The organism is Pseudonocardia sp. UM4_GMWB1 (assembly GCF_017312155.1).
GTDB classification, from domain to species: Bacteria; Actinomycetota; Actinomycetes; order Mycobacteriales; family Pseudonocardiaceae; genus Pseudonocardia; species Pseudonocardia alni.
In genome coordinates this window covers 1,884,696-1,900,295 of the sequence record NZ_QJPN01000001.1, presented here as the reverse complement: position 1 = coordinate 1,900,295, position 15,600 = coordinate 1,884,696, and the positions used below count along the sequence as shown (strand labels likewise).

Annotated in this window: 12 protein-coding genes and 5 pseudogenes; 8 read left to right on the top strand and 9 right to left on the bottom strand. The window is 66.6% G+C overall.

What is annotated here, in order from left to right; translation table 11 throughout:
• Window positions 1-90: 90 nt before the first annotated feature.
• Window positions 91-411, top strand: a complete 321-nt coding sequence (locus tag DMP15_RS09240) for an aminotransferase class I/II-fold pyridoxal phosphate-dependent enzyme (protein ID WP_337825635.1) — start codon at window positions 91-93, stop codon at window positions 409-411.
• Between the two features lie 23 nt (window positions 412-434).
• Complete coding sequence (locus tag DMP15_RS09235; RefSeq protein ID WP_337825634.1) at window positions 435-998, top strand: aminotransferase class I/II-fold pyridoxal phosphate-dependent enzyme; 564 nt, start codon at window positions 435-437, stop codon at window positions 996-998.
• Window positions 999-1,309: 311 nt separating this feature from the next.
• Here the strand turns inward: DMP15_RS09235 and DMP15_RS09230 are convergent, their stop codons facing one another.
• Together DMP15_RS09230 and DMP15_RS09225 are read right to left on the bottom strand one after the other, a co-directional pair.
• Entirely contained in the window at window positions 1,310-2,275 is a 966-nt protein-coding gene (locus tag DMP15_RS09230; RefSeq protein WP_337825633.1) for an IS481 family transposase, read from the bottom strand.
• Window positions 2,276-3,026: 751 nt separating this feature from the next.
• Window positions 3,027-3,713, bottom strand: a complete 687-nt coding sequence (locus DMP15_RS09225; protein WP_337825632.1) for a TetR/AcrR family transcriptional regulator — start codon at window positions 3,711-3,713, stop codon at window positions 3,027-3,029.
• Window positions 3,714-4,801: 1,088 nt separating this feature from the next.
• Here DMP15_RS09225 and DMP15_RS09220 point away from each other — a divergent pair.
• From DMP15_RS09220 to DMP15_RS30315, 4 genes and pseudogenes are all read left to right on the top strand, one after another.
• Window positions 4,802-4,960: pseudogene (locus tag DMP15_RS09220) on the top strand (acyl-CoA dehydrogenase family protein); the annotation flags it as partial.
• Window positions 4,961-5,000: 40 nt separating this feature from the next.
• Window positions 5,001-5,246 (top strand): annotated as a pseudogene (locus tag DMP15_RS30320) (SDR family oxidoreductase); the annotation flags it as partial.
• 523 nt (window positions 5,247-5,769) lie between these two features.
• Complete coding sequence (locus tag DMP15_RS09210; protein ID WP_337825631.1) at window positions 5,770-6,594, top strand: class I SAM-dependent methyltransferase; 825 nt, start codon at window positions 5,770-5,772, stop codon at window positions 6,592-6,594.
• A 176-nt stretch (window positions 6,595-6,770) separates the two neighbouring features.
• A pseudogene (locus tag DMP15_RS30315) lies at window positions 6,771-6,954 on the top strand (IS3 family transposase); the annotation flags it as partial.
• Here DMP15_RS30315 and DMP15_RS30310 read toward each other — a convergent pair.
• The gene (locus DMP15_RS30310) at window positions 6,951-7,121 is read right to left on the bottom strand and encodes a hypothetical protein (RefSeq protein WP_443217695.1); all 171 of its coding nucleotides are present in this window, start codon (window positions 7,119-7,121) and stop codon (window positions 6,951-6,953) included. The pseudogene DMP15_RS30315 and the gene DMP15_RS30310 overlap by 4 nt on opposite strands.
• A gap of 460 nt (window positions 7,122-7,581) precedes the next feature.
• Window positions 7,582-8,748, bottom strand: a complete 1,167-nt coding sequence (locus DMP15_RS09205; RefSeq protein WP_337825630.1) for a DUF1684 domain-containing protein — start codon at window positions 8,746-8,748, stop codon at window positions 7,582-7,584.
• Window positions 8,749-8,872: 124 nt separating this feature from the next.
• On the opposite strand from DMP15_RS09205, the gene DMP15_RS09200 reads away from it, so the two are divergent.
• Complete coding sequence (locus DMP15_RS09200; RefSeq protein ID WP_337825629.1) at window positions 8,873-9,547, top strand: ATP-binding protein; 675 nt, start codon at window positions 8,873-8,875, stop codon at window positions 9,545-9,547.
• Between the two features lie 142 nt (window positions 9,548-9,689).
• On the opposite strand, the gene DMP15_RS09195 is transcribed toward DMP15_RS09200, so the two are convergent.
• Window positions 9,690-10,046 (bottom strand): DoxX family protein, encoded by a 357-nt coding sequence (locus tag DMP15_RS09195; protein ID WP_179762092.1) that lies wholly within the window; start codon window positions 10,044-10,046, stop codon window positions 9,690-9,692.
• Between the two features lie 7 nt (window positions 10,047-10,053).
• Window positions 10,054-10,380 (bottom strand): hypothetical protein, encoded by a 327-nt coding sequence (locus DMP15_RS09190; protein WP_337825628.1) that lies wholly within the window; start codon window positions 10,378-10,380, stop codon window positions 10,054-10,056.
• Window positions 10,381-10,496: 116 nt separating this feature from the next.
• Between DMP15_RS09190 and DMP15_RS09185 the strand changes: the two genes are divergently transcribed.
• Entirely contained in the window at window positions 10,497-11,450 is a 954-nt protein-coding gene (locus tag DMP15_RS09185; protein WP_337825627.1) for a sigma-70 family RNA polymerase sigma factor, read from the top strand.
• Window positions 11,451-11,459: 9 nt separating this feature from the next.
• On the opposite strand, the pseudogene DMP15_RS09180 reads toward DMP15_RS09185, so the two are convergent.
• The 3 genes and pseudogenes from DMP15_RS09180 to DMP15_RS09170 all read right to left on the bottom strand — a co-directional run.
• A pseudogene (locus DMP15_RS09180) lies at window positions 11,460-12,212 on the bottom strand (transposase); the annotation flags it as partial.
• A 61-nt stretch (window positions 12,213-12,273) separates the two neighbouring features.
• Window positions 12,274-12,724, bottom strand: a pseudogene (locus DMP15_RS09175) (integrase core domain-containing protein); the annotation flags it as partial.
• Window positions 12,725-13,407: 683 nt separating this feature from the next.
• Window positions 13,408-15,072, bottom strand: coding sequence for a long-chain-fatty-acid--CoA ligase (locus tag DMP15_RS09170; protein WP_337825625.1), 1,665 nt, complete (start codon window positions 15,070-15,072; stop codon window positions 13,408-13,410).
• Between the last annotated feature and the right edge of the window lie 528 nt (window positions 15,073-15,600).

The window sequence follows — 15,600 nt, the reverse complement described above, 5'->3', positions numbered from 1 at the left end:
GGCCGCTCCCAGCCAGCTCGTCGATGCGTTCGTCGCGGCGTCGGCCGGGCTGCCGTCGCTGCTGGCCGGCCACGGCCTGCATCCTTCGGCGTGCTCGCGCTGCGCGGCGCGGCACCTCGCCGGGCGCGGCATATCGCGACCGGCACCGAGCAGATACTCGTGACCAGCGGCGCTTTACAAGGCCCGGATCTCCTTCTCCGTGCCGTCGTCGCTCCCGGACGTCCGGTTCTGGTGAAGCAGCCCACCTATCCTGCCGTGCTCGACACCCTCCGCGCCCACCACTTGCGCCCGGTCCCGCTCCCGGTCACTGCCGCAGGCTGGGACCTGCCGCCCTCGGGCGCGACCATGGCCCACCTGACCCCGGACGGTCAGAATCCCACCGGGCTGGTCGCCGACGAAGCCGCTCGGTGACAGGTCCTCACGGCTTGCGGGACGTGGTCGTCGCCGTTGACGCGATCTTTGCCGAACTGGTCATGGACGGGCCCGCTCCCCCGCCGGCGGCCGTCCTGCGACCCGACGTCGTCACGCTCGGATCGATGAACAAATTGTTCTGGACAGGCCTGCGCGTCGGCTGGGTGCGCGCTGATCCCGCCTCGCCCGCGAGCGCGTCCCTCGACCTCAGCAGGCCCGTGCTGGACCAGCTGGTCGCCGTACATCTCCTCGACGACGCGACCGCCATCCTCGCCGAACGGCGCGAGCAGCTACGCCGCTCCCGCGCCGTGCTCGAGCACGCCTTGCGTACCCGGCTCCCGGACTGGCGGTGGTCCTCGCCGAAAGCCGGTATGGCCCTGTGGATCGAGCTTCCTCGGCCGAGCGCAACACGCCTGGCGACGCCGGCGCTCGAGCTCGGCCTCCGCATCTCCCCGGGCCGCGCTTCACCGTCGACGGTACGGCCGACCGGTGGATCCGGTTGCCGTTCACGCTGGCCGCAGATGACGTCGATTTCATCGTCGACCTGCTCGAACAGGCCTGGAAGTGTTCCTCGTCGCTTTCGTTGACGCGCACTCAATCAATCCCACAATGGACCGCGTGAGCCGGTTCAGCGAACCACGTTCGGTGGGCGCGCGGGGCTCGCCCGGTCTGACCACGCTCGGTGTCACCGCCCCGATCTACGCAGTGTGCACATCGGGCCGGGCCGGAATCCGTCCGGTCGCCGTCTCGCCGTGCTCGGGCTCGGGCTCGGGCTCGGGCTCGGGCATATGGTCGTTTTCGACATCGACGGGTCCCAATGCACTCGCCGGGGGCTGGGCAGCCTGGACGCCTGGCCAGGCGCTAGTTGTGGTGACCCATCACGTTGTTGGCGGCTGGGTTAGTTGGTGAGTCGGGTGATGGGTGGGTGACCGCCGATGGCGGAGTGGGCTCGTTGAGTGTTGTAGGCATGGACCCAGTCGTCGAGTGCGGCGAGCCGGTCGGTGTTGGACAGCCAGGGGCGGGCGTAGGCGAACTCGTCGAGCAGGGTCCGGTTGAACCGTTCTGCTTTCCCGTTCGTCCAGGGGCAGTGCGGGCGGGTAAACCGGCGGCTGATCCCGAGGTCGATGCAGGCCTGGGTCCAGCCGCGGCCGGCCCGGTAGACACGGGCGTTGTCGGTCAGGACCCGCGCGAGGGTCACGCCGTGATCGGCGAACCAGGCGGTGGCGCGGCGGAGGAACCCGGCACTGGTCGGGGCACGCTCGTCGGGTAGGGCCTCGGCGTAGGCCAGTCGGGAGTGGTCGTCCACGGCAACGTGGAGGAAGTCGTAGCCCAGCGCCCGGCCGTGGACCTTGCGGCCGCGGACTTCTTCGCTGCGACCGTGCAGGCGCCAGCCACCGCCGTCGGGGACTCGGCCGAGCTTCTTGACATCGATGTGGACCAGATCACCGGGCCGGGGATGCTCGTAGCGTCGTGCGGACTGCTGTCGGCGGACCGGTCCTCCGGTGATCGGGTCGAGCGCACGAAGCGGCATCACCCGGTGACGACGCAGGATCCGGCCGACCGTAGAGGCGGCCATGCCCAGTTCATGGGCCAGGAACACCGGGCCCCGTCGGGCTGTCGCCCGCAGGGCCAGGACCTGGCCCTCGGTGTCGTTGCGGGTTCGGGTGGGGCTGTGGTGCGGGCGTGAGGATCGGTCGTGCAGTCCGTCCCATCCCTCGACCCGGAACCGGTTGATCCACTTGTGCACCGTCGCCCGGGAGATGCCGAGCTGCTCAGCGATCCGGGCCGCAGGCCAACCAGCCTGCTGGCGCTGCACGATCAGGCGGCGGGCGTAGAGGGTCGTGCGGGCATTACGGTGTGCCACCGAGGACCTCCGGTGTCTCGAGGTGAGTGCGTCAGACACACCCACTTCGCCCGGAGGTCCTCCCCTCGATCAACCCGACACGCCCCTGGCACCGTCAACAACGTCCTGGGTCACCACAGCTAGTGGCCGCTGTCGACGCCCTTGCCCGTGCACGGTGGTCGGAATCCTCACCGCGCAACTGGCGGGCGACATGCGGGCCGAGGCGATCGTCGGTGCTGCGGACAATCAGCTTGACCACGACTGCACAGACAATGTCCTGTACGAGTACGGTCGTCCGGTATCCCGACGTCATGGGCATCGCCAGCGGCATTATCGGCGCGGTCGACTAGAAGCGCGACGGTTTGAGCTCTGGGGTCACCGCCTCCCGGGACGAGCAATTGCTGGGTCAGATCCTCTCCGCCGCGGCCGCAGCACAAATCGTACCGCTGTGGACTTCATCGAAACGGCAAAAATATCCGGGAGTCGAGCGTCCCGCGCAGTTCGGCCACCACGTCCCGATCCGTTCACGCCGAAGGCCGAGATCGCGTCGCACATCTCCCCCTCGGGCTTAGGCACATTCAACTCGACAATTCAAGCAAGTTCCGTGACAGCTTAGCGGCCCAACCAAATTCTGCTCTTACAAAAACAATATTAGAAGTGCCTGGTCTGGGCACGGCACAGGTTTCGCTGCATCGGCGTGCGGACATCGCCTTATTCAGCGGTGCATGCAACCACCCGAAATCGATGAGTCGACCCGACAGGTAGCTCCGGGTCAAGTAGCAATTTCACCGTCCTGCTGAGCTCGTGTTCCGACGCCGAAAATGGTGCGCAGCCACACTGTGGCAATCGTGTCAACAGCGTCCTCGCTAGGAATCGCATTCCCGCTGCGCATGCTCATCAGACCTAGGTTGCGCTCGCCCATCCACATCAGCGCCGCTGCCAGCGCCCGCGGAGGTGGTCCGTCGAGGGCTACCCCGGCCGCCCGGTCGCGCTCGATGGCAGCGGCCGCGGCTTCAATAAACTGCCCCAGCATCGAATCCCACTGCGACCGCAGGTCGGGCTCGGCGCCCACAGCGTCTCCGACCTCCCGGAGGATGTGACCGTGCCGATGCCACACAGTCACGACCTCCGCCGAGGCCTGCTCGATCGCCTCTTGCGGGTCCATGTCCACGGGACGCTCGAAGATGAGCCGCGAAGCGGTGAACACATCTTCGGTGATGGGTCCGAGCATCGCGAACAGAACCTGCCACTTCGACTCGAAGTAGAAGTAGAACGACGACCGAGACAGACCAGCTCGCTTGGCAAGGTCGTCGATAGACAACGTGCGGAGTGGCGTGTCACGCAGCAGCTCATACGCACCGTCGAGGATCGCCTGCTCGCGCCGATCACCCTTCGTCGGCCGCCGCCTACCGACTTTAACGTCCGACCGGGCAGGGCCGGATGAGGAAGTAGTCGCCACAGTTACATGGTAACCCAGCGCCTCGTTCGAGCTCCCTTGCGGCCTCACAACGCGTAGCGAAAGCCTATGATCGAGTCTCGAAGTCTCCGGTCGCTGGCCTCGATCTCCTCGTTCAGTCCCCATTGTAAGGCTCGAAAACTGCTAATCCCCCGACAGTGCCGACACCAATCGAATCGTCCCGACACCGCGGCCATAGCCTCGACGTTAAGCGGGCCTGCGTTCGTAGTCGCGTGCGACGCATCGAGGTTCGAGACTTAGGCGGCGCCCCCTTCCACAGGCTTCACCCCCGGATATCGCTCAGCGGATGCCGTTCACGTCACTGGACCCGTATGCCGCGGGGGGTCGTGACCGATCTCCACGCGATCTCGATGAGACAGACCAGCCGGCGAGTCCCTCTACCGCCACGAAGGCTCCTGGGCACGGTCCGGGCATCACTCTGTCGCGCATTGGTTGACGACGAGTCGTACGCCCGGGCGGCGTGATCACAGGCAACTGTGCGACTGATCATTACGTTCGCAGGACCGAGGAGATGCCCTGCCGTCCCCGAGGCCCCACGCCGATGCCGCGTCCGCCGTTCTGATCACCGAAGCGGCCCACCTGGCGATCCGCAGCAGTAGCCGTCCCGGCATCGGCGATCCGGTGCCGCGATTCGGGGGAAATCGGCTTGGGCACCCACGGCGCGGCGACTGCATTCTACTACTCGACTTGGCCTTTCCGACCGATTAGCGAATTAGTAGCTCTACGATCTGCGCCTGCCCAGCGGTCGACAGATCAAGCTTTCCGCGCCTCTAGTGAGTCCGGTCCGTGTTTCGTCGCGCAAGTCAGAGACGTCGCGCCGCAGGTCACCGAGGTCACTGCGCTTCTCTCGTCCGCGGCCGTGTGCTACCGCATTTCGGCGGCCGCCTACCACGGCTTTGCCGGGCCCCCGGCCACGCAACCCAGGGGAGTCATCCGCTGAGAGTGCTGCAAGCGCGCTACGCGTTCGCCACAGGCTCGGCTGGCGAGGCGGGTGATTCGGTTACCTCGTCCGGGCGGTAGGGACTGCGGAGGGTCAACGCGGCGATCAGGCTGATGACCGCGGTGAGCGCCCCGTCCAGGTCCATGGCGGCACCGGATACATGCGCGAGATCCCGGTCGAGCGCATCTAGCGCGACGTCCGGTTGTTGCGGCTCTACGAGGGCACCAGCGAGATCCAGCGTCTGATCGTCGGCGGCGGGCTCGTGCGGCGGGCGGTGGCGCGGTCATGAGTCCCGCCGCGGTGGAGCCGCCGATCGCGGGCGGGGCGGCATCCACGGCCCACCCGGCCGTCGCGATCGTGACCGGAGCCCGGGCATCGGCGCGGCGACCGCCCGGCGACTCGCCGACGACGGCCTGCACGTCGCCGTGTTGGACCTCGACGGGACGGCCGCAGAGGCGACCGGCGACTCGACCGCCAGTTCGCGGAGGGATCGCCACGCCGCCGACGTCACGGACGTCAACGCGGTCACCGACGCGGTCGGCCGGGTGCGTCGTGACCTCAGTCCGCCCACCGTCCTTGTTGCCGAGCGGGCGCAGCAGCAAGCCCGACGGCCTGAACCCCTGAGACATCGGCGTTGTTCATCGCCGAGGATCACCTGTCGGTCAATGGCTCGTAGTGCCGTAGCTAGCAGCTGCTCACGACCGAATCTGGTGCCTGCAATGGTGACCAGTCTATGGGAATATCGCTCTCTCGAAAACATACCCAGTAGCGGGTGCGTAGGGCATGCTCACCGGCGGCAACATCGCAACTCCCCGCCGACACCGTCATCGACGACGGGCTGGTCGCCCCTTCGCAACGGCAGAGTCGGCTTCACCGCGCTGACCTCTCCCACCGCCGAAGACGTCTGGGCGCGTTCGACCTATTCGCCCACCATGGCGACCTTCGCGACCTGCCTCACCGTCCGGGGCGACCGCCAGGGCGAGCTGGTCGGCGAGGCGCGACGCGGACCTGACCACCAGCACCTCGGCATGTTGTGGGCAGCCCGGGCGGCGGATCCGGCCTGGCCCCCGGCGACCGGGCGTACCAAGGCCGACGCCGGTGCTCGCACTGGTACTCGTCGGCACGGCTGCCGACGAGTACCAGCCACCGGCGATGGTACCTGCACCCCGACCGCCGGCCGAGCGTGTCGACCGCGTGAATGGACTCGACCGGTCGGCACCGGTCGCCGCTGACCTCTTCGCAGCCCCGGTAGGGATCGCGGCATCATGCTCGGCGGAGGTGGTCGAGACCATGACGTTGGATCGCGAGTTTTGGGAACGACGGTGGACGGAGGTGCTAGACGAGCACGGTGACACGGTCGCGAGGATGCCTCCGAACGCACACCTCACCGCCGAGGTGGGTGACCTTCCGGCTGGTCGAGCGCTGGACGCGGGCTGTGGTCACGGGGCGGAGACGATGTGGCTCGCCGCTCGCGGCTGGACGGTCACCGCACTCGACTTTTCTCCTGCTGTGTTGGAGCACGCCCGCGCGACCGCCGAGGAGGCTCTCGGGGCCGAGATCGCCGGGCGAATCGACTTCATCGAGGGGGACCTGACCACTTGGGCACCGGAGCCGGGGTACTTCGATCTCGTCGTCTTTCTCTACGTCCACAGCGCAGGTGCTGTCCACGAGCTAATTCAACGCATGGCCTCCGGAGTAATACCCGGTGGGACGCTGTTCCTGGTCGGCCACCGGCCGATCGATCCTGACACTGGCGCCGAGACGCCCGCGGCCGGGCAAGTGCAGGTCTCCGTCGACGAGGCCCGCGCCGCCCTCGGCTCCGAGCAGTGGGACATCGCCGTCGCCGAGGACCGTCGGCGGCCCGCCGCGAAGAGCGGGGTGGACGCCGTGATCTGTGCTCGTCGGAGGGAGGGCGCGTCGTGACCCGGGCTCGCGGCTGCCTCCCCCGGATAAGGTTGGTCCGCCGTACATCGGCCGTCGTCAATGCGGCCATTGGCGCGGCGCTGATCCCGGGCTCACCGTGCATGACCGAGCGGTGCTGCGCGATCCGTCCTCGATCGGCGCCCACGACGGTGAGGGCATGGGTACGAGTCCCATAGTCGTTCTGGTCGCGCATGCAGATCGAGCTGCTCGACAGGCGACCGGTGGAAGATCCGGACCGAGCTGGCCAACCCGATCTTCGAGTACCTCGCGATCTGGCACAACCGGCGCCGTCGGTACAGCGCCCCGGGCTGGCTGTCACCGCTAGAGTCCGAGACACACAACAAGATCGTCGTGGCCTAGAAGTTGCACCCAAGCGACTGCGCTGACTTCGGGGCGTCCCTTGTCTCCATCAAACCCGGGGACGAGACACCTCGCCCCCCCCCGGGGGGTTCAGCCAACGCATCCGGCAGACCCCTACTGTGGAAATTCTCGGCCATCTCCAGTCCGATGAACCCGGCGCCGATCACCACAGAGGTACGGGCGCGCTCGGCAGCCTGGACGGTGGCGTCAGCATCGACGACATCCGTGATACATGCGCGCGTTTCACTTCAGGCGCGGACGGCACCACCGCCTCCTCGCCCATGCTGAAGACGAGGTGATCCCAGTGCTGTGCGTAGTCCACACCGGACCAGTGTCCCCGGCACCGTGAGCGTGTGGGCTGTTCAGTCGAGCGCCAGCACCTCCTGACCTACTCGCACGTCGAGCGCGAACCTCTCCCTCAACACGTCCAGATTATGCGGCAGCAGCGCCGACTGTTCACCGATCATGCCGCCGATGCGGTGGGGTAGGCCACAATTGACGACCGAAACATACCCACCTTTCTCGACACCACGATCTCAGCCTTCTCGTCGAGTCGACGCAGGCGGGTGGCCGCTGACATCCCGCCAGCCACGCCACCTACCGATCACCACCACCTTCATCTCAGCGTCAGTTAGCGGCCGGGATGAAGTTGGCGTACTCCTCGATCCGGTCGATGAGTCCGTCCCGGAAGCGGAAATACATCGCCGCCTGCACTTCGCCGACCGGCCCGTCGGCGTTGATGATGCACAGAACGTGCTGCTGGAGCATCTCGTCCGCTTCGGTTAACTGGCGGATGATGTCGTAGTGCAGGGACGCCTCCGCCGCAGGACCATCCTTGAGCATCGCGAGGTTTTCGTCGATGGTTTGCTGCCCCTTGCCGTCGTTGTGCCAGACGGTCGCGGTGTCCGTGCATAGCGCACGCATCCCTGCGTAGTCGCCCGCTTCAAGCCGTCGCAGGTAGCGGGTAGCGGTGTCTTTGAGATCGGTGCTCATTGCCTCACGTACTCCTATCGATTCTCCGTGGACAGGTGCGCGCTCACCCGCCGGTACGGGCACAGGTAAATGGTTACCCTCCGGTGCCAGCGGGCACGGAAAAGCGCGTGAGAAGACATGCAGGGGAAGCAAGGCCTCGTTGAAATCGACCCGGACGGCGTCGCCCGCAACCGGTGGCAGCACCACCCACCTCCCAATGTCCGGCGTCTCAGCGCCAGTGGTGGAATCGGTGAACACCACCAGCAGGTTGCCGGGGAACGTTTCGATCACCATCAGGGAGAACTGCTGCCCAGCAAGTTCGAATACCAGATCGGCGGGCGCCGGGAGAATGTGCTTGGTGGGCGGATCGGTCAGTCGCTCGATTTCCACTTCCCGTCCCGGCGTCCTCCGGTACTCGGCATCTACCACATATGTCGGATCCACCGGGAACACGGCGATCCCCCGCAGCCGCGCCAGGGAGGAGGCTGCGGGGTCCCATACGGTCAGCCCGTAGACTCCCTCGCTCCCGGAGATGGCCACGGTGCGCTCACCCGACAACCGCAGCCTGCTGCCCCCGGTCAACGTGACCGTGCCATTCACCGGACGGCCGTCCAGCGACACGCCGTCCGCGCCAGCCGCGGTGAACTTCAGCCCGTCCGGGTCGCTCGCGTCCCATCCTCCGGGCACGCCCTCGACCGTCTGAGCCGACCCGGTGATCGTCGCAAGCTGGACGACCCCGGCTTTCCCGGAAGGTCCGGCAATCTCGTCCCAGCGGTCGCGCCGCCACGCCTCGTAGTCCGTTTCCAGCCGTTCTTTGACCATGATTCGACACTAACCGCCCACCTCGACCCATCGGCAAACTGTCTTGCCGGTTCGGCAAAAACAGGCAGCGGTCGACGGGTCGGTGAGATATCAGCCGTTGCCCGACGGCATGTCGCCCCGCAGGATGGCCGACTGGATCATGGGGTGGCGGTCGTCCAGCATCCGGTCCAGCTCGCCATCGCCGTTGCAGGACGGGTCAACCTTCCCCCGGGTCTCGCCAGAGCCGCCGCCGCTGCCGCCAGCGGCGCAGGTCAAGTCCGCTGGCGTGGTGTTTGACGGTTGTCACGCCAACCCGACACTGGACCCGGCCACCGTCGATACCCTCACGACAGGGGCCTGGATCAAGTCCGGTGAGCCGCTCTGCCTCATCGGCGACAGCGAGACTGGGAAGTCCCACCTGCTCATCGCGCTGGGCGCCGCAGCCACTCACCAGGGGATCCAGGTCCGCTACACCCTGGCCACGAAGCTCCTCAACGAGCTGCTCGAGGCTGCCGACGAGCGTCAGATGGAGAAGACCATCGCCCGTTACGGCCGGGGCGATCTGCTCTGCGTCGATGAGCTTGGCTACATGGAACTCGACCGCCTGGGCGCCGAACTGCTCTTCCAGGTGTTGACCGAGGGGGAGGAGACCAACGCGATCGCCATCGCGTCGAACCAGCCGCTCTCCGGCTGGACCCGCACCTTCACCGACCCACGACTCTGCGCGGCGATTCATCGACCGCCGAACCTTCACCGGAAACATCATCGAGACCGGCACCCAGTCCTACCGACTCGCCTGCGCCCGGACGCAGCAGACTAGTTGATTGAGATCTCGCGAGTCCGTTTCCAGAGCTCTGGAAGTAGTCCCGACTGAGTCGTCAAGCTCCGCGTCGCCGGCGGTGTCGTCCAGGCCACTGGGCTCCGACATCCATCACGGTCGTTGACCGACCCGCGCAACGCTGTCAACCCACCGCGATGCCGAGAACGAGCGATGCAGCCGCAAGGAGCAAGTAAAAGATAGGGAACCCGAGCGAGACCGAGTAGTCCCCGGCCCGCACGTGAGTAATGACCGCCCCGATGAAGAACAGGAGGAGTCCGGTTGCGGCGAGGAGCCCGACGAACGGGACCCCAAGCAACCCGAGTAGCAGCCCCACCGCTCCCGCCGCCTTGAGAAGAGCCAACGGAGTCAGCCAGGACTCTGGCACCCCGACCGAAGCGGAGTTTTCCAGGACAAATCTCGCGCGGGTGAAGTCCGCGACGGCGATGAAGGCGTTCGCGACGATCGCGGCGACCGTCACACCGACATAGGCAAGAACCATGATGCGATCAGTCCGAGGAAAGAGGAGATGAGTACCAGAACAGGTGGCGCGAGCCCAGCGCGGTCGCTCGGGAAGCCACCGGGGGCTGGTGCCCGGTCGCGCGAGCTGCCATGAGCTGCTGGAACTCACGAGCGGCCTCAAAGCCAGGCAGCGGGTTGAGCGCCTGATCCTCGAGCTGGAGGATACTGACGAAGAAGACCCCGTCAACCAGGTTGCATGCCGCAAACCCCACTCCCGACACCTCGGCGTGCTTGAGCGCGCCGCGCACCTTCTCGGCAGCAGGCTCGATCTCACCGACATCGGCCGGTTCGACCGAGAACTGGACCATCAACACCGTCATATCGTTTCCCCAGGGGTGGCGCTCGACCCGATCAGGTCGCGTACTGCGTCCCGCAGCCGCTGCGCGAGTCGTCATCACCTATGACGAAGCACGCAGCAGAGAGGGGACACATGGATCACCGTGCGGGAAACGACGAGATCGACACCATCGCTGCACGCTTCGGCCAGCACCGCCCACGCCTGCAGGCGCTCGCCGCGCGCCTGCTCGGCTCGCCTGTCGACGCAGAGGACACCGTTCAGGACGCCTGGATACGGCTCGCTCACACAGATGCCGGTACGATCGACAACCTCGGCGGCTGGCTGACCACAGTCACCTCACGGCTCTGCCTGGACCGCCTTCGGGCACGCCAAGCACGACGCGAATCGCCCCTCGACGCTGACAACCTGCTGCGCGCGAACTCCGACGACCCCGCCGACGACGCGGCGCTTGCCGACTCAGTCGGCAGAGCTCTGGTCGTAGTCCTCGAGAATCTCTCGCCCGCAGAACGGGTCGCCCTAGTGCTCCACGACGTCTTCGCGATCCCCTTCCAAGAGATCGCACCGGTCCTCGAGCGGTCCACCGACGCGACCAAGAAGCTAGCGGCCCGGGCCCGCCGCCGAGCTCGACTCGGCGCCGAGAACGCCCCTCCGGATCTGGCCGGCCGCCGCGCCCTCATTGTCCGATTCCTCAACGCGATCCGTGAGGGCGACACGAACGCGATGCTCGACATCCTCGCCCCCGACGCCACCCGCTACGTCGACCCGGCCCTGCTCGCGCCAGGGCAAAACACGACGATCAGAGGCGCCCATGCTATTGCGAAGGAAGCACGCAGCTTTTCCCGCCCCGCCCATGAAGCCAGCCCAGCCCTCATCGACGGCGACCTCGGCGCATTCGTGGAGCGCGACGGGCGCCCCGTCCTAGCAATCACCTTTATGATCGCCCAGAAATTCATCCACAGCTTCGACGTCATCACCGACCCAGACCGCCTGAGCCGACTCACCATCGCCCCTCAGGCAATCCCTCAGGACCCCGATGACGCAAGCGGGGCCAGAAACGAAGACTACGAAGCGGGCCAAATCACTTGACCGCACCCACATCGGCCACCGGGCCCTGCCCGTCCCGGTCGGGTCCAGGGACCGGGCCACCAGATAGAGACACTTCAGCGCCGCTCGGCGAACTCCCTGTATCGGGCGTCGGCGGCCTGCTCGGTGGTGCGGTGTAGACCAGGTGCAGCTCGCGCGCCATGGCCTCCCAGTCGCGACGCGACGCGTAGCGGAAGGTGTGGCGGGTCAAGTGCGGGACACACGTCTGCACCACCGTGGCCGGCCACACCGCGGTGATGGCCTCACCGAGGCCGGCCAGGCCGTCGCAGACCGCGATGCACACGTCCGCGGTGCCTCGGTTCTTGATCTCTGTAAGCACGGCGAGCCAGAACTCGGCGACCTCGACGTCGGTGATCAGACCACGGGCCGTCAGCGACAGCGCGATCTCATCGATCCCGTCCAGGCGGCACTGGCGCTTGCGCACAATCGTCGGGGAGAAGCTCGCGTCCCGAGCCCGGGGGACCTGGATCTCGACCGGGCCGATCTCGGTCAGCACCGTCCTGGTCTTGGTGCCGCTGCGCGAGTTCTCGCCGCGGCGACCGGTTGGATCGCGGCGGCTCATAGCCGAGGTCGTCGCTCATCTCGGCTTCCAGAGCGGTCTCCAAAACAGTCTTGGTCAGGCCCAAGAGCAACCCACCCGAGCCTACGAGCTCTATCCCTGCAGCACGGGGCAGTGTCGATAAGCTGCTGGGCGAGTTGCTGCTGATCAATCCCATCCGGCGCTGGCTCGATCGTGTCGGTCATGACTGCTCTTCCCGCCGAGCAGGTCTCGCGTGTCGGACCAGTTACACCGAAGATCGGACAGTCCGGACAGGTTGGTCAACCTGCTGAGTGGTGGGGTCCGCCGATGGTGGTGTAGGGCCTGTGGTGGTTGTCGTGGTGCAACCATCCGGGTAGCGCTTTGCGGGGTTGTGCCTCCCCGGGTGTAGAGGCGTGCGAAGGGCCAGCCGTCGGCGAGGGTGCGGTGGGACCGTTCGACTTGCCCTTGGTCTGCGGGCGGTAGGGACCGGTGTGCCTTGGGTGATGCCGAGCTCGGTGCAGGTGTCGCGCCAGGTGTGGGAGCGGTAGGCAGAACCGTTGTCCGACAGGACCCGGCGGGTGCTGACCCTGCGGGCGGCGGATCAGGCCACCGCGTGGCGCGGCACGGCGGTGGCGGTGGCGGCGGTTTCGTTGTCGTGGATCTCGGCGTGGGCGATGCCGGCGTGGTCGTCGAGGAGGGTGCCGGGCGACCGACACTTCCTACGAGGAGCCTTCGGGGCCGAGAGCACGGCATGCGGTGCGGATCGCGCATCCCGACGGGAAGGCGGTGCTCCGGGCGGTCGGCGCGGCCTTCCTCATCACGTACGGGCCCACATCGGACTCGCCCCTGAGCGTGGAAGGCCGTGCCGCCGCTATCCGCATCAGCCCTCGTTGAGCCCTCGGCAGGATTCGGCGTCGAGCGGATCGTCGGTCCAGGCGGGGTCCCCCGATGCGGAAGAGCCAGCCGGCCTCGTAGGGCTCCGCTCCCACCGTGGTCCGGCTACCATGACCTCGCGTGGCTGCGCGGGTTTCCCCGCCCAGCCACGCGATGGGTGGTATCGATCAGGCGGGCTACCCGCCGGCAGCGCTGTCCTGCAAAGGTGCGCGGGTGCGGATCTGGCGGTGGTGCGTGCCGGAGGGGCACCCGCGCCGACGTGCTGAAGGCCGGGCAACGTGGCGGACGCCTACGGCCGTGGTCTTAGGCCAACGCCTGCTGCTCAGTCACCGGCGGACGGTAGAACCGCCCGGGCGCCCGCCATCGCCGCCGCGACGAGAACCGCCAGCCCGAGCCTCCGGGCATGACGATGGTGCGGCCGTGCAACGTGTTCACTTCAGCTCCAAAGGGGTCGCGTTGACCTGCCCACCGCGCGCTCACACACCCGTCTGGACGGTCGTAGCGGCGGCTGGCTGCCAGGCCTCACTACTGCGCCGCGGCGGAGGAAGGATCCGGTGGCTCGACCTCTCGCCGGAGGATTTTTCCTGTCGGCCCCTTCGGCAAGGAGTCGACGATCCACACTTCGCGCGGGTACTTGTAGACGGCAAGTCGACCGCGAACGAAATCCTTCAATTCTTCGGCATCTGCACGTACTCCGTGCTTGAGGGCCACGGCCGCGCCGATCTCCTCTCCGAGGTCTTTGTGCTTAATGCCAATCACCGCCGCCTCGGCAACAGCGGGATGCTCGTAAAGAACCTCCTCGACCTCGCGGGGGTAAATATTGTATCCGCCGCGAATGATCAGGTCCTTCTTTCGGTCCACGATGGTGTAGTATCCATCGCGATCGCGGGTGGCAATGTCCCCGGTGCGGAACCACCCGTCGGGGATGGCCTTGGCAGTGGCCTCCGGTCGCTTCCAGTATCCCTTCATGAGATTCTCGCCTTGAATAGCGATCTCGCCCGGTTCACCGTAGGGCGTGTCCGCGCCGTCGTCGTCGACGAGCCGCATCCGGCAGCCGCGCACAGGTATTCCGATCGTGCCGGGTCGGCGCTCCCGCCCAGGCTGGTTGAAACAGGCGATCGGCGCCGTCTCGGAGAGCCCGTAACCCTCATAGATCTCGCACGCGAACTTCTCCTCGAACGCCCTGAGGATTTCGACTGGCATGGCGGCGCCGCCAGCGATACAGGTGCGGAGCGACGACGTGTCCATGTCGCCAGCATCCGGAGAGTGCAACATTGCAGCGTACATCGTGGGCACACCCTCAAGAACCGTCACTCGATCGCGCGCCATAACCTGCAATACCCTGGCCGCATCGAAGCGGGGAACAAGAGTGAGGAGCGAAGCCGCCCTCACCGCTGCATTGAGCCCGCAGGTGAGGCCGAAAACGTGGAACAACGGCAAGCAGCCGAGGATCACATCGTCCGGACCAACTTCGATCAGAGTGTCCACTGTCGTCGCAACATTGGTCGACATGTTCCGGTGAGTGAGCTCTGCCCCCTTGGGACGTCCTGTGGTCCCGGAGGTGTACAAGATCACAGCAGTGTCGTCATCGGCACGATCGGTGGCTTCAAGGACCGGGTCGCCGGACAAGTTGGTCGGACCAGTAGGAGGTACCAAGACCGACTGGATCCCGACCTTCGTTGCCACAGCTGGGGCAACAGCATCGCTACCGTCCAACCCGTACACCAGTGTCATGCCTGAGTCGTTGAGGTAGTACTCGACCTCACGCGACTTAAGCAGTGGGTTCATCGGCACCGCGACCGCGCCCGTCAACAGAATGCCGTAGAAGAGGACTGCGTATGCCGGGACGTTCGGCAACATGAGGCCCACGCGATCACCCTGCTGCACGCCACGGGCCCGCAGGTCACCGGCCACGGCCGCGGCCTGGCGATGCAGCTGGCGGTAGGACAGGAGGTACTCGTCAAGCTTCACGGCCGGGCGGTCTCCATAATTGGCCGCGGCCGCGACCAGATTCTCAGCGAGGTTCGACACTGCTACTCCTGTTTGAATGATCTTCTCGAGCCGCATTTGCTCGCGAACCTGCATACCTTCGCCGAACACGAGCAGCGGCGTGCCTGGACTGATCAGGCGCCCGCCGGAGCGGACTTCCAGACCGACGCTGACGCACTGGCCGAATCGCACGAAAATCATCGCGTTGAGCTACGCCTGGGGCCACCGTGGTGTGGCTGCCGGACCGGACCCGGCAAGCGCAATCCGCGCGACTTCGGACGACAGCCGAGGACTGATCGCGGCATGCGCAGGGTGTCCAACTCCACGTCGTGGCCGCGCAAGGTCGCTTACCTGGTCTAGCATGCCGCCTGTCGCGACCAACCCTTCGTTAAGCCGGAGGGCAGCGGAAACGAGGGGGCCGACGAAACCTCAAGGTCGGCAGGCGCGAGCCAGCCCGCGCTTCGAGGATGCCTATGACTAGCGTCCGCATGGCATGCCGCCGGAGGCGGCGATCGAGCAGGCCGTCAACGAGGTCATCCAGGTGCGGGAAACACGGACATATTGCGTGGAATAGTCGACGTCCGCTGCGACCGGAGCGGGCCGCGCCGACGCAATGAGACTCGATCATCGGTAGGTTCATCGACGCTGCAGCCGCCGGCATCGCGCGAGACGAGTCACTGGCGTGGCGATCGCCGGATCGCCACGCCAGGTCACTCGCTGCCGCGTCGA

What these genes read in the sequence shown, in the direction of transcription:
- DMP15_RS09185 (WP_337825627.1), top strand. Translation starts at nt 10,497, where the DNA reads ATGGATCACCGTGCGGGAAACGACGAGATCGACACCATCGCTGCACGC.
- DMP15_RS09205 (WP_337825630.1), bottom strand. Translation starts at nt 8,748, where the DNA reads ATGGTCAAAGAACGGCTGGAAACGGACTACGAGGCGTGGCGGCGCGAC.
- DMP15_RS09195 (WP_179762092.1), bottom strand. Translation starts at nt 10,046, where the DNA reads ATGGTTCTTGCCTATGTCGGTGTGACGGTCGCCGCGATCGTCGCGAAC.
- DMP15_RS09170 (WP_337825625.1), bottom strand. Translation starts at nt 15,072, where the DNA reads ATGATTTTCGTGCGATTCGGCCAGTGCGTCAGCGTCGGTCTGGAAGTC.
- DMP15_RS09200 (WP_337825629.1), top strand. Translation starts at nt 8,873, where the DNA reads ATGGCCGACTGGATCATGGGGTGGCGGTCGTCCAGCATCCGGTCCAGC.